Source organism: Kitasatospora sp. NPDC057512 (genome assembly GCF_042802135.1).
Classification (GTDB): domain Bacteria; phylum Actinomycetota; class Actinomycetes; order Streptomycetales; family Streptomycetaceae; genus Kitasatospora.
Genome location: NZ_JBHVET010000156.1, coordinates 1 through 13,219 on the forward strand (window position 1 = coordinate 1; position 13,219 = coordinate 13,219).

Annotated in this window: 12 protein-coding genes; 8 read left to right on the plus strand and 4 right to left on the minus strand. The window is 77.6% G+C overall.

The genetic code is table 11. The annotated features are described in order from the left end of the window. Positions 1-88: 88 nt before the first annotated feature. Together ACFU6K_RS13400 and ACFU6K_RS13405 are read right to left on the minus strand one after the other, a co-directional pair. The gene (locus tag ACFU6K_RS13400) at positions 89-1,750 is read right to left on the minus strand and encodes a translation initiation factor 2 (RefSeq protein ID WP_380662768.1); all 1,662 of its coding nucleotides are present in this window, start codon (positions 1,748-1,750) and stop codon (positions 89-91) included. Between the two features lie 328 nt (positions 1,751-2,078). Beyond that, a complete protein-coding gene (locus ACFU6K_RS13405) occupies positions 2,079-3,059 on the minus strand; it encodes a LysR family transcriptional regulator (protein ID WP_380662770.1) in 981 nt (326 codons plus the stop codon). Positions 3,060-3,162: 103 nt separating this feature from the next. Between ACFU6K_RS13405 and ACFU6K_RS13410 the strand changes: the two genes are divergently transcribed. The 4 genes from ACFU6K_RS13410 to ACFU6K_RS13425 all read left to right on the plus strand — a co-directional run bounded on the left by ACFU6K_RS13410 (position 3,163) and on the right by ACFU6K_RS13425 (position 6,473). Continuing rightward, positions 3,163-4,074, plus strand: a complete 912-nt coding sequence (locus tag ACFU6K_RS13410) for a DMT family transporter (RefSeq protein WP_380662772.1) — start codon at positions 3,163-3,165, stop codon at positions 4,072-4,074. A 10-nt stretch (positions 4,075-4,084) separates the two neighbouring features. Further along, complete coding sequence (locus tag ACFU6K_RS13415) at positions 4,085-5,398, plus strand: sensor histidine kinase (RefSeq protein WP_380662774.1); 1,314 nt, start codon at positions 4,085-4,087, stop codon at positions 5,396-5,398. After that, positions 5,383-6,039, plus strand: a complete 657-nt coding sequence (locus ACFU6K_RS13420) for a response regulator (protein ID WP_380662776.1) — start codon at positions 5,383-5,385, stop codon at positions 6,037-6,039. Before ACFU6K_RS13415 ends, ACFU6K_RS13420 begins: the two co-directional genes overlap by 16 nt. Before the next feature lie 71 nt (positions 6,040-6,110). Continuing rightward, a complete protein-coding gene (locus ACFU6K_RS13425) occupies positions 6,111-6,473 on the plus strand; it encodes a hypothetical protein (protein WP_380662778.1) in 363 nt (120 codons plus the stop codon). On the opposite strand, the gene ACFU6K_RS13430 is transcribed toward ACFU6K_RS13425, so the two are convergent. Next, on the minus strand, positions 6,445-7,557 hold the full coding sequence (locus ACFU6K_RS13430; RefSeq protein WP_380662790.1) for a glycosyltransferase family 4 protein: 1,113 nt from the start codon (positions 7,555-7,557) through the stop codon (positions 6,445-6,447). The genes ACFU6K_RS13425 and ACFU6K_RS13430 overlap by 29 nt on opposite strands. Next, entirely contained in the window at positions 7,464-8,777 is a 1,314-nt protein-coding gene (locus tag ACFU6K_RS13435) for a glycosyltransferase 87 family protein (RefSeq protein ID WP_380662780.1), read from the minus strand. Before ACFU6K_RS13435 ends, ACFU6K_RS13430 begins: the two co-directional genes overlap by 94 nt. Before the next feature lie 223 nt (positions 8,778-9,000). Between ACFU6K_RS13435 and ACFU6K_RS13440 the strand changes: the two genes are divergently transcribed. The 4 genes from ACFU6K_RS13440 to ACFU6K_RS13455 form a co-directional block, all read left to right on the plus strand. Further along, positions 9,001-10,047 carry a GNAT family N-acetyltransferase gene (locus ACFU6K_RS13440; RefSeq protein ID WP_380662782.1) on the plus strand — a complete coding sequence of 349 codons (1,047 nt, stop codon included), beginning with the start codon at positions 9,001-9,003 and terminating at the stop codon, positions 10,045-10,047. Continuing rightward, positions 10,040-10,834: an aminotransferase class IV gene (locus tag ACFU6K_RS13445; RefSeq protein WP_380662784.1), complete on the plus strand. Its 795-nt coding sequence runs from the start codon at positions 10,040-10,042 to the stop codon at positions 10,832-10,834. The genes ACFU6K_RS13440 and ACFU6K_RS13445 overlap by 8 nt, the downstream gene beginning before the upstream one ends. Positions 10,835-10,939: 105 nt before the next feature. Next, the gene (locus ACFU6K_RS13450) at positions 10,940-11,869 is read left to right on the plus strand and encodes an ABC transporter ATP-binding protein (RefSeq protein WP_380662786.1); all 930 of its coding nucleotides are present in this window, start codon (positions 10,940-10,942) and stop codon (positions 11,867-11,869) included. After that, positions 11,866-13,219 (plus strand): ABC transporter permease (locus tag ACFU6K_RS13455; protein ID WP_380662788.1); only part of this gene is annotated, 1,354 nt, incomplete at its 3' end. The genes ACFU6K_RS13450 and ACFU6K_RS13455, both read left to right, overlap by 4 nt.

The window sequence follows — 13,219 nt, forward strand, 5'->3', positions numbered from 1 at the left end:
GCGCGGACGGCCGTCCCGGTGCCTACGCCGGAGGGCGGAGGCTGCCGGTCGTCAGTTGTCACCCGTCCGCCGTCAGCCGCCCGCCGCCTCAGACCGGGAACCCGGCTTCGGCTTCGGTGGCGGGTGCCAGCCGGATGCGGTGGGCTCCGGCGCCGATCCGGGCGGTCAGGATGGCGGGGAGCGTGCGCAGGCCGTCCGGGTGAGCGGCGAGCCAGGCGTGGACGGCGGAGAGGGCGGCCGCCGGGTCGGTGCGGCGGACGCGGCCGTCGGAACGGTCGGCGGCCACGTGGACGGCGACCGGGTCGCCGCCGTCGCGGCGCAGCAGGGCGGCGGTGGGGGAGAGGACCACGGCGGCCGTGCGGCAGTTCGGGTACTCCGCGAAGGCCTCGGCGGTCCAGTCGGCGGCGGTCCGGTGCTCGTGGTGCCAACCGGCCGTCGCCGCAGGGGTGTTGGCGCGGCGGTATAGCAGGGCGGAGCTCTGGAGCGCGCGGGTGCCGGCCCGGCCGTACTCGGCGGCGAGGTGGTGGAAGGGCAGCTCCGTCCAGGGCGGGAGGCGTTCGACGGTGATCTCCCCGTCGGCGATCTCCGCGTCGGACATCTCGCCGTCGGGCGCCGACGCCCGGACGGCGAAAGCGGCCGGAGCCTGCGGGGCGCGTTCGGGCACCGGCACCGGCAGCGGGCGCGGCCGTACGGGGTACGGCGGCGGGACGAGGTCGAGCAGCTTGTACAGCTCCGGTCGCAGGGTCTCCAGGCAGCGCCCGGTGAGCGCGAACGCCCGCTCGGCGAACCGGCGGGTGCCGCCCGGGCCCTCCGGCAGGACCGGCGCCGCCGGGTCCAGGCGCGGTACGGCGGCCAGCAGGCGGGCCATCGGGCTGCCGGGGACCAGTTCGTCCGCACCGTCGCAGGCCGCCACCACCGGCAGGTCCAGCGCGGCGGCGTAGAGCGCCACCGAGCCGTGGTCGGTGACCAGGGCGTCCGCCGCGACGAGCAGCGCCGCCCACTCCTCGTACGGCGCCGCGAGCAGCAGGCCCGCGTCCAGTGCGGGGCGCAGTCGCCGGGACAGGTCGAAGGAGCCGGTCCGGCTGTACTCGTTGGGGTGGACGACCAGCGCCAGCTGGTACCCGTCGTACGGCAGCCGGGCGGCGAGCTCGGCGGGCAGGTCGGGACGGCGGGAGAGCAGCGACTGCGGTCCCCAGGTGGAGGAGAGCACCACCAGCCGCCGCCCGCCGGTGCCGAGTGCGGCGCGCACGGCCTCGCGCCGGTCCAGGGACTCCAGGATCCGGTCGAGCGTCGGGTCCCCGGCGACGACGGCGTGCCGCCGGGCGTCGGGGACCCGGGCGGCGAGCTGTTCGACCTGGTCGGGGTGGGCGAGGGCGTGCAGGGCGGCGGTGGGGCGGCCGTCGCTGAGCAGGAACGCCGGGTCGAGGCCGGACGGCAGCTCGGGCGAGCCCTCCCGTGCCAGCGCCTTGTTGAAGCCCGCGCCGTGCGGGAGCAGCACCTGCCGGCCGCGCAGGCCGCCGAGCGCGCCCTTGGGGCTGGCGGTGAGGATCAGGTCGTGCGCGGTGGCGAGGGCCTCGGGCCACGGGATGCGGCGGGCCCCGGCGGTGTCCACGGCCGCGAGTGCGTCGGGGGCGAAGTCGGAGCCGGGCACCAGGGTGAAGCGGCAGCGGACCCGGTCGTCACCCTCGAAGACGGGCAGCAGGTCGAGCAGCCGGTGCAGCGCGGCGGCCGAGCGCACGGCGAACAGCACCCCGGCGGGCGCGTCCGGGCCGCGCGGAGGCGCGGCTGGCTGGCTGGCTGGCTGGCTGGCTGGCTGGCTGGCTGGCTGGCTGGCTGGCTGGCTGGCTGGGCCGATGGTCCTGTAGCACACCTCAGCACCCCCCGTCGAGGGCGCGTCGGCACCGGCTCGGCGTGGTCGGGGTGGTCCTGCGGCGGCATAGGGGCGATGGTAACGGCCGGGGCGCGGAAACGGCGTGGATCAGCGCAGTCCGCCCCACCGCTCCTCCCCCCCCCCTCACCGGACGCCCCGTCAGTCGCAGTCGAATCTACGCGACCCGCTCCGGAGGCATCGCAGCAGGTCAGGCCCCGACGGCCACGCCCGTCCCGCTCCCCGCGCCCGTCCCGCTCCCCGCGCCCGGCCCGGTCCCCGCGCCCTGCCCGGACGGAACTCCGGCCGCCGCCCCGACCGTCACTCCCGGCGCCATCCCCGCCAGCAGCGAGCCGACCGCCGGGGACCACGGGCGGCCGGTCGGTCCGGTCAGCGACAGCGTCCGGTGGACGGCGGGCCGGATCGGGACCAGCACGCAGTCGGCCGGGAGCATGGTCAGCGCCAGCGCGGGCATCACCGAGACCCCGACGCCCGCGTGCACCATGCCGATCAGGCTGTTCAGGTCGCGGATGCGGTGCCGGGGCGTGAAGCGGGTGCCGGCCCGCCGGTAGGCCTCGCGGATGTGGCGCTCGCAGCCGCCCTCCGAGAGCAGGAAGTCGTCGTCCTCCAACTCGGCCACGTGGACGGTCGGTTGACCGGCGAGTGGGTGGTCGCGGCGGAGCAGCGCGTGCATCGAGTCGGCGCCGAGCGAGACCGCCCCGGGCGGCAGCGGCCCGGCGTCCACCAGGACGGCGGCGTCCACCGTGCCCGCCTCCAGCCAGGTCGCGAGCTCGTCGTCCTCGCCCTCGAAGACCCGGACGGTCACCTGCGGGTAGGCCGCCCGCCAGTCCTTGAGCAGCCCGGGCAGCAGCGCCTGGCAGACGGTGGTCGGCGCCGCCAGCCGGACGGTGCCGGTCGGGCCGCCGGAGTGCCGGGTGGCGATCGCGCGGACGGCGGCGGCCGAGGCGACGGCGGTCCGGGCGTGCGGCAGGACCTGGTCGCCCAGCGGGGTGGGCCGGCACGGGGTGCCGCGCCACAGCACGGGCGCGCCGAGGGTGCGCTCCAGCGCGGCGACGGCGTGCGAGACCGCGGACTGGCTGATGCCCAGCTCGTCGGCGGCCGCGCTGAAGCCGCCGGTGTCGGCGACCGCGACCAGTGCCCTGAGCTGGGCCAGGTTGACGTCCGGGGTCATGAGACTTCCTCATCGCGAGTGCACTGCCACTTGTTGGACTCATGCTGCGCGGCCGGGCCACGCTCTGTCCAGAAGACGCGACGGGAGGACGGAGGTGGTCGGGGTGAGGCGCTGGTTGCCGGGCTTCGTGGCACTGTCGGCGATCTGGGGCGGGAGCTTCGCCCTGATCAAGGTGGCGGTCGAGGCGGGCGTGCCGCCGCTGTGGGTGGCGCTGTGGCGCTGCCTGCTCGGCGCCGGCACGCTGTGGGCGGTGCTGCTGCTGCGCGGTGAGCGGGCCCCGCGCGACCGGGTGCTGTGGGGGCACTCGGCGGTGGTCGCGGTGCTGCTCAACAGCGTGCCGTTCACCCTCTTCTCCTTCGGGGAGACCAGGGTCAGCTCGGTGCTCGCCGGGGTGATGAACGCGACCACCCCGCTGTTCACCCTGCTGTTCGCGGTGCTGACCGTCCCCGAGGAGCGCCGCCCGGGCGCCCGCCGGCTGGCCGGGCTCGGGCTCGGCTTCGTCGGCGTGCTCACCGTGCTCGGGGTCTGGCGCGGCCTGGGCGCTGGTGCGACCGTCGGCGCGCTGGCCTGCCTGGCCGCCGCCTGCTGCTACGGCGCGGGCTTCGCCTACCTGCGCCGCTTCCTGTCCGGCCGCCCGGAGTCGGTGACCACCCTCTCCGCGCTCCAGATCACCTGCGCCGCCGTCGAGTTGGCCCTGGTGGCGCCGTTCGCCGCGGGCCTCCCGCGCTGGCCCGGCGCCGCCGCGGCCGCCGCGCTGCTGGTGCTCGGCGCGCTCGGCACGGGCGTGGCGTACCTGCTCAACCTGGCGCTGGTCCGCGGCGCCGGGACGACGGTGGCCTCGGCCGTGACGTACGTGACGCCGCTGTGGTCCACCGCGCTCGGCGCGGCCTTCCTCGCCGAGCCGGTCGGCTGGAACGCCCTGGCCGGCGGCGCGCTGGTGGTCGCCGCCGTCGCGCTGACCAGGCCGCGCGCGGCCCGAGCCCGGGCCCCGAAGGGCCGTCAGCCGGTCGGTTAGGGTGGACCGGGTGAACGAGGGGTCGGTGACGGACGGGGAGCGGCGGCCGACGTCCGTACGCGAGGCGCTGCGGGCGCACCCGCTGCGCTTCCCGTTCACCCGCTGGGTGCCGCGCTGCTGGGCGTACCTGCTCGGCGGGGCGCTGTTCGGGCCGGTGCTGCTGGTGGTCCTCGTGGTGCTGCTGGTGGTCGGTGCGGGCCTGTCGGTGGTCGGCGTCGGACTGCCGGTGCTGCTCGCCCTGGCACTCGCGGGCATCCCCGCCGCCGGTGTGGCCCGGTGGCGGCTGCGGCTGGTCGAACCGGTCCCGCCGCCCGACCCGCACCGCGGCCTGCCCGGGGCGGGCCGCCGTGCCCGCGTCCGCACCCGGCTGCGCGAGCGGGCCACGTGGCGCGAACTCGCCCACGCCGGGCTCACCTCGACCGTGCTGGCCGCCGCCTCGCTCGGCTTCACCGCGCTGCTGGTGCTCTCCGGCGCGTTCACCGTCTCCCCGCTGGTGGTCTGGGCGCTCGCCCCGGAGACCGTGATGCTGGTCCCCGGACACGCCGTCGCCGGGCCGTTCGCCGCCCTGCCGTTCAGCGCCGCCGGACTGGCCGGCCTGCTGCTCTGCGCGTACGCCGGGGCGCTGCTGGTCCGGGCGGAGGTCGCGCTGGCCGGCTTCCTGCTCGGGCCCCGGGAGGACGACCTCGGCCACCGGGTGCTCGAACTCACCCGCTCCCGGGCCCGGTTGGCCGACGCCTTCGAGGCCGAGCGGCGCCGGATCGAGCGCGACCTGCACGACGGCGCGCAGCAGCAGCTGGTCGCGCTCAGCATGACCCTCGGGCTCGCCGAGTACGAGCTGCGCGACCGGGACGGCCGGGCGGCGGAGCTCGTCACCCGGGCGCGCGGCGAGGCCCGGCAGGCGCTGGAGCAGCTGCGCGAGCTGGTGCGCGGCATCCACCCGCAGGTGCTCACCGACCACGGGCTCGCCGCCGCCGTCGACGAGGTCGCGCAGCGCCACCCGATCCCGGTGGCCACCGACATCGAGCTCCCGGAGCGGCTGCCCGCCCCGGTGGAGACCACCGCCTACTTCACCGTCACCGAGGCGCTCACCAACGCCGCCAAGCACAGCGGCGCCACCGCGATCACCGTCCACGGGCGGCTCGCGGGCGGCCGGCTGGTCGTCCAGGTGACCGACGACGGCCGCGGCGGGGCGGACCCGGCCGCCGGGGCCGGACTGGCGGGACTCGCCGACCGGGTGGCACTGCTGAGAGGACGGTTGATGGTGACGAGCCCGACGGGCGGCCCGACGACGCTGCGGCTGGAGGTCCCGTGCTCCGGGTCGTGATCGCCGAGGACGCGGTGCTGCTGCGCGCCGGACTGGTCGAACTCCTCACCCTCGGCGGCCACCGGGTGACCGCCGCCGTCGGCGACGCGGAGGCGCTGGCCGCGGCCGTCGACGCCGAGCGGCCGGACATCGTGGTCACCGACGTCCGGATGCCCCCCGACCACACCGACGAGGGCCTGCGCGCCGCCCTCGCCCTGCGCGAGCGCCACCCGGGCCTGCCCGTCCTGGTCCTCTCCCAGTACGTGGCCACCCCGTACGCGACCCGGCTGCTCGCCGCCGCCGGCGCCCAACCGGCCGGTCTGGGCTACCTGTTGAAGGACCGGGTCGGCGACGTCGCGGACTTCCTGGACGCGCTGCGGCGGGTCGCCGACGGGGAGACGCTGATCGACCCGGAGGTGGTCCGGGTGCTGCTGCGCGGCCAGTCCGCCGGCCGCCCGCTGGCCCGCCTCACCCCGCGCGAGCGCGAGGTGCTCGCGCTGATGGCCGAGGGCCTCAACAACCAGGCCGTGGCGGGCCGGTTGAGCATCACCGAGGCCTCGGTGGTGAAGCACTGCGGGAACATCTTCATGAAGCTGGACCTGGACCCGACGGAGGGCAACCGGCGGGTGCTCGCGGTGCTCGCCCATCTGCGCGGGGAGTGAACGGCCGGGCACGGTACGGCTTTTGAGTGACGCCCTTGTCAGGGCGGTCGCGGTGCCGGAACGATGGCGGCATGGCGAGGACACGGGAACCGCAGAGCGCGATCGTCAACCGACTGCTCAAGGGCGAGGCGACCAGGGACGACACCACGACGGCCCAGACCAACTTCCTGCTGTGGCTGCGGCAGGAGTGGGCCGGGGACGGGGACCGGGCGCTGGCGACCTGCCAGGACGTGCTGACGGCCGCCGGGGGCGAGGAGTGGCGAGCACTTCCGGAGCGCGACCTGTCCGCCCACGTCTGGCTGTTCAGCTTCTCCTGCCCGAGCCGGGAGGACCTGCCGGGCCAGGCGCGGAACTGGGTGGCGGCGGTCGGTGCCAACGGCGGGGCGCCCGCGATCGCCCGGCTGGTCAGGCACCTGCGGGGGCAGCCGGAGTGACCGCGGTGGCCGGGGCGACCGGGTCCGGCAGGGGCACGGCGGGGTCGAGCAGCTGGGTGAGCCGCCGCGCCGAGGCCTCCCAGGTCCAGTGCTCCTCGGCCCAGCGCCGCCCCGCCGCCCCCATCCGGGCGCGTTCGGCGGGCGGGGCGAGCAGGATCCGGGTCAGGGCGGCGGCCACCTCGGCGGGCGCGCGGCCGTCGACGACCGCGCCGGTGACGCCGTCCAGGACGGTGTCCGGTGCGCCGCCGGAGCGGCCGACCACCACCGGGAGGCCGGCCGCGGCCGCCTCCAGGAAGACGATGCCGAGGCCCTCGGCCTCCAGGCCCAGCCGGCGGGTGCGGCACGGCATCGCGAAGACGTCCGCCCCCGCGTAGTGGACGGCCGTCCCGGCGTGGTCGAGGCCGCCGGTGAACACCACGCTGTCCGGCTCGGTGAGGCGGAGGGCGAGGCCCCGCAGCCGGTCCTCGTCCGGGCCCCGGCCGACCAGTACCAGGGTGGTTCCGGGCACGGCCCGGCGGATCGCGGGCAGCGCGCGGATCAGCACGTCCTGGCCCTTGCGCGGGACCAGCCGCGCCACGCAGAGGACCACCGGGGCGGCGGACGGCTCCCGGACGGAGTCCTCGGAGGCCGGCCGGAAGACCGCCGGGTCGACCCCCGGCACCAGGCGCGCCAGCCGGGCGTCCGGGCCGAGCGCGGGGGCGATCCGGGCGCGGGTGTAGGCGCCGAGGTAGGTGACCACGTCCGTGCCGCGGCCGATCCGGCGCAGCAGGCCGCGGGCGCCCGGGGTGCGGGCCCACCAGATCTCGTGGCCGTGGGTGGTGGCGACGGTGCGGCGGATGCCGGGCGCCAGCCGCCGCAGGCCGGGCGTCATCGCGGCGAGCGGCGCGGCGGCGCCGAACCAGACCCGGTCGCAGCCGTGCGCCCGGGCTATCTCGGCGGCCCGGCGGGTGGCCCGCGGGGTCGGCAGCAGGGTGCGGGCGCGGTCGCGGATCACCGGGTAGGGGAGAGCGGCGTCGTGGCGCTCCGCACCCGGTTCGGCCGAGGTGTAGACCACGACGTCGTGACCGGGGACCCGGTCGGCCATGGCCTTGACGAAGGTTTCGATGCCGCCCTGGCGCGGCGGGAAGTCGTTGGTGACGACGAGGGTGGTGCCCATGGCAGGCCTTTCGGAACGGAGGACGGGAGGGAGGGCGAGACGGAGGACGAGAGGGAGAGCAGGACCAGGACGAGCGGCAGCGCGAGGTAGCCGAACCGCCCGGCGGGCGCCAGCAGGAAGGCCGCGGTCAGGCCGAGGGCCAGCCGGTGCGCCGCGGCGGGCGCGGTGCGGGGCGGCCGGAGGAGCAGGGACGCCCCGACGGCGAGCCCGGCGAGCAGCAGCAGTCCGACGGCGGCGCACCAGCCGGCCGGGCCGAGGTCGGCCAGCAGCCGCCCGGGCAGCGGGCTCGCGGCGGGCGTCGGCAGGCCGCCGCGCCCGGTGGGAAAGGCGAACACCTGCTCCACCAGCGGCCCCGGCGCGCGCAGCGCCACCGGCAGCACCGCCAGCGCCGCCGCTCCCACCGCGACCGCCGTCCCGCGCAGCGCCGCGCGCCGTCCGGCGGTGGCCGCCAGCAGGGCCGCCACCACGGCCAGCGCCGGCCAGGCCGTCCACTTCAGCGCGCAGGCGGCGGCCAGCGCCAACCCGGCCGCCCCCGGCCGCCGTTCGGCGGCGCGGACCAGGGCGAGCCAGCAGAGGCCGGTGAGCGGCAGGTCCACCCCGCTGACGCAGAGCGGCAGCGCGACCACCGGCGAGGCGGTGAGCGCGGCGGCGCCGAGCCGGCGCCCGGCGGGCACCGTCCGCAGCACGCAGGCCACGAACACCGCCGCGCACCACAGCCGGGCGTCGCCCAGCGGCGAGCCGCCCAGTGGGGTGCCGTCCAGCAGCGCCCGGGGCAGACCCAGCAGGGCCATCCCCGGGAGGTACGGGGTGTACTCCTCGACGGTCCGCGGCTCGGCCAGGTACGGCGTGCCGGTGTGCAGCAGCAGCGACCCGGAGCGCTCGATCACCCCGACCTCGCTCTGCCCCCGCCCGTCCAGGACCAGCACGAGCAGCGGCACCAGCACCGCCCCGAGGGCCGCGACCGCCACCGAGACCTCACGTCCGCGCCGCCGGACCAGCACCGCGGCGAGCGCCGCCAGCAGGTACCCGCCGGCCGCCCAGGCCCCCCAACTCCGGTGCGGCCCGAGCCCGGACACCACCGGGAACGCCCCCGCCCACCCCGCCGCGACCAGCCACCCGCCGCACCACCACCACGCCCGTTTCGTCACCGCTTCATTGCATCGCCGCAGCTCGGCGGGGTCATCACGGCCAAGTCGAGTCTCATGGTCGGGTTTTCCCTACCCTGCCCCGACGGCCGCCGCCGGTGGGCCTCGTCCTCAGGGCCGTCCCGACGGCGGGGCGGGGCCGACGCCACCCCCCGCTCCCCGCACTGACATTCGGTGGCGGCCGGATTACTGATCGTCCCCGCCGCGCCGCTATCCTCGCCGTGTGGTGAGGTCGTGGGATGCGGCGGTGGAGCGGGCGCAGGACCGGCTGGCGGCGGGGCCGCGGCTGCGGGCGGCCGGTCCAGGGGACGAACGGCGGTTCGCGCTCTGGGACTTGGCGTCCCTGGTGGAGGGCGGGCTGGGCGAGCTGGTGGACCCGGACGGGCTGGCGCCGGGAGCGGAGCGCGCCTGGCGGGAGCGGCTGGGGGAGAGCGGGCGGGAGTGGCCGGGCGGTGAGCTGTACCGGCGGCGCTACTGGATCCAGGACGACGCCGGCGCCGTGGTGGGCACCGTCGCCGTGGACAACTGGACCAAGGGCCCGAGCCAGCTCGCCGTCTCCTCCCTCTACGTGACCCCGGCCGCGCGCGGGCGGGGCCTGGCCGCCGCCGCGCTGGACGAGGTGTACGCGGCGGCCACCGCCGAGGGCCTGCCGGGGTTCCGGCTGGAGGCGCACTGGACCTGGCAGCCGGCGGTCCGCTACTACCTGCGCCGGGGCCTGTGGGTGGTGGGCTGGAAGCACTCGCTCTCCTTCGCCCGGATGCCCCAACTCCCCCTGCACCGGGTGCGGGAGGAGGACGGCCGACTGCTCCTGCTGGTCGCCGACCGGCTGCGTGGCTGGGTGCCGATACTGGCCGCCGGGCAGGAGGGCCGCTGGCTGCGGCTGGACGAGACGGCGGACTACCGGGGCTGCGACGGCTGGGTGCACGAGTACGCCCGGTCCACGCTGGCCCTGTACCTGGCGCTGGCCGGCCGGCCGCTGGTGCGCGGCCCGCAGTGGTGGGCGGAGGCGTGGCGCTGGTCGGACGCCGGGGAGCCGGAGGGCCTGGCGTACCGGATAGAGGAGTTCGAGCGGGTGGCCCGGGCGGCGGGCCGGCGGGTGGTGAGCCCGTACCGCCCGGTGCGGCTGCCGGAGAGCGTGCTGGTGGAGAGCGCGCCGCCGGAGTCCGTGCCGCCGCAGTCCGTGCCGCCGCAGTCCGTGCCGCCGCGGTCCGCGCCGTCGCGGCCCGGGTCGCGGCCGGCGCCCCCGCGGCTGGCAGACTCGGGGGATGGCTGAGATCGAGATCGACGGCGCCCCCGCCGACCCGGCGCGGCTGGCCGCGCTGGGGCTGCTCAACTACGGGCACTTCACCACCCTGCGCGCCGAGGCGGGCCGGGTGCGCGGTCTGGCCCTGCACCTGGACCGGCTGGTCCGGGACTGCCGGGTGCTGTTCGGCGTCGAGCTGGACCGGGCGGCGGTGCGGGCGCGGATCGGCGCGGTGCTGCCCGCCGACGGCGCGCCGGTGATCGTCCGGGTCACCGTGTACGACCCGGCGCTCGGCCTGGAGCGCCCCGCCGCCCCGGCCGCGCCCGCCCTGCTGGTGACCACCCGCCCGGCCGCGGCGGCCGCGCCCGCCCCGCTGCGGGTCCGCACCGCGGCGTACCGGCGGGAGCTGCCGGAGGTGAAGCACGTCGGCCTGTTCGGCCTGGTGCACCACCGTCGGCAGGCCCAACTGGCGGGCTACGACGACGTGCTGCTGGTCGGCGAGGACGACCTGGTGGTCGAGGGCGCGACCTGGAACGTCGGCTTCCTGGCCGGGGAGGAGCTGGTCTGGCCGCAGGGCCCGAGCCTGCCCGGCGTGACGGAGGCGCTGCTGTCCGGCGCGTACCGGGGCCCGCAGTCCCGCGAGCCGCTGCCCGCCGACGGGTTGGACCGCTTCACCGCCGCCTTCGCGGTGAACGCGGGGGTCGGGGTGCGCCCGCTGGCGGCCGTGGACGGCACCGCCTTCGACCCCGCGCACCCGGTGCTCGCCGATCTGAGCGCCGCCTACCTGGGGATTCCCGCCGAACGGGTGGGGGGATAACCCCACCGCCGGTCCGCCGGTGGCCTGCATGGTTCGCGGAGCCCGTCCTCCCTAGGTTGGAGCACGTTGACGACGAGCGACGCAGAACCGAAGGAAGGCCCACCCATGGCACGCCGCCAAGACCGCCGCAGGACCGACGAGTTCGGGACGGATCCGTACGGCCCCGGCGGCCACGCTGCCGAGGTGCACGACCGTGAGGGCTACGGCCGTGAGGGACACGGTCGTGACGGACACGGCCGCGAGGGCTACGGCGCCGCGGGATCCGGCGGGTACGCCCCGGCCCCGCAGGCGGCCCCCGCGATCGAGCTGCGCGGGGTGCGCCGCACCTACGGCCGCGGCGAGGCGACGGTGCACGCGCTGCGCGGGGTCGACCTGGCGCTCGCCCACGGCAGCTTCACCGCGGTGATGGGCCCGTCCGGCTCCGGCAAGTCCACCTTCCTCCAGTGCGCGGCGGGCCTGGACCGCCCGGACTCCGGGCAGGTCCGGCTCGGCGGCGAGGACATCACCGCGCTGAGCGAGAACCGGCTGACCAAGCTGCGCCGCAGCCGGATCGGCTTCGTCTTCCAGGCCTTCAACCTGCTGCCCTCGCTGACCGTCGAGCAGAACGTGCTGCTCCCGCAGCGCCTCGCCGGGGAGCGCCAGGACCGGGCCCGGGCGCGGGAGTTGCTGGCCCGGGTGGGCCTGGGCGAGCACGCCAAGCGGCGGCCCGGCCAGCTCTCCGGCGGCCAGCAGCAGCGGGTGGCGATCGCCCGCGCGCTGATCACCCGCCCGGACGTGGTGTTCGCCGACGAGCCGACCGGAGCGCTGGACACCCGCACCGCGCACGAGGTGCTGGCGCTGCTGCGGCAGGCCGTGGACTCGCTCGGCGCGACGGTGGTGATGGTGACCCACGACCCGGTGGCGGCCTCCTTCGCCGACCGGGTGCTGTTCCTGGCCGGCGGCGCGATCGTCGACGACCTGCCGCACCCGAGCCCGCAGACCGTCGCGGACCGGATGGTCGCGCTGACCGCCCGCCCGGTGGGAGCCGCGGCATGACGAACGGACTCGCGCGCTCCTCGGTGCGCTTCCGGCCCGCGTCCTTCGCGGGCACCCTGGTCGCCCTGCTGCTGGGCGCCGCCGTGGTGGTGGCCTGCGGCGTGCTGCTGCAGACCGGTCTGACCGCGGGCGTCAAGCCCACCCGGTACGCGGACGCCCCGGTGGTGGTCGCGGCCGACCAGGCGGTGAAGATCCAGCGGAAGGTCGGCGAGGACACCGAGACGACGGAGGAGGCCACCCCGGAGCGGGCCAGGACGGACGCCGCGCTGGCCGGCCGGCTGGCCGCGCTGCCCGGGGTCGCGGCCGCCCGCCCGGACACCGCCTTCCCGCTGCCCGCCGGCGGCCGGGCGCCGGCCCTGACCGGCCGGGGCTTCGCCGCACTGGGCATCGCCGGCCCGGGCGACACCCTGGTCGAGGGCCGCGCGCCCGGCGCGAACGAGGTGGTGCTGGACGCCGACACGGCGCGTGCCGCCCACATCGCGCCCGGAGCGAACCTCACGCTCACCGCGCCCGGCGGCACCGCGGACTACCGGGTCTCCGGCCTGGCCGCCGCCCAGCAGGCCGGCCCCACCGCCTGGTTCGCCGACGCCACCGCCGACCGGCTCTCCGGCCACCCCGGCCGGATCGACGCCATCGCCGTGCAGCCCCGCGCGGGCGTGACCGCCGCCGCGCTTGCCGCGCAGGTCCGCCAGGCCGTCGACGGCGACGCCGGGGCCAAGGCGGGCGCCGGTGCCGGGGCCAAGACGGGGGCCGGTGCCGGTGCCGTCAAGGTCTTCACCGGAGACGACCGGGGCACCGTCGAACACCCCGACCTCGGCGGGGCCCGCACCCTGCTGATGGCCCTCGGCGGCACCTTCGGCGGCTACGCCACCATGACCGCGGTCTTCGTGGTGATGAGCACCGTCGCCCTCGCCACCGGCCAGCGCGCCCGCGAGTTCGCCCTGCTGCGCGCCATCGGCGCCACCCCGCGCCAGATCCGCCGCACCATCGCCGCCGAGGCGATGCTGGTCGCGCCGCTCGCCGCGGCGCTCGGCATCCTGCCCGGGCTCGCCCTCGCCCGCTGGTGGTTCGACCAGCTGGTCGAGCGCGGCGCCGTCCCCGCGGACGTCCGCCTGGACGTCGGCCCGCTGCCGATGCTCGCCGCCGTCCTCGCCTGCACCCTCGCCGCGCTGACCGCCGGCTTCCTGGCCGCCCGCCGGCCGTCCCGGATGCGGGCCGCCCAGGCGCTCGGCGAGGCCGCCGTCGAAGCGCCCCGCCCGGGCCCGGTGCGCACCGTCCTCGGACTGGTCTTCGCCGCCGGCGGCATCGCCGCCGCGGCCATCGCCACCTCCCTGGACGGCGCCAAGGCCC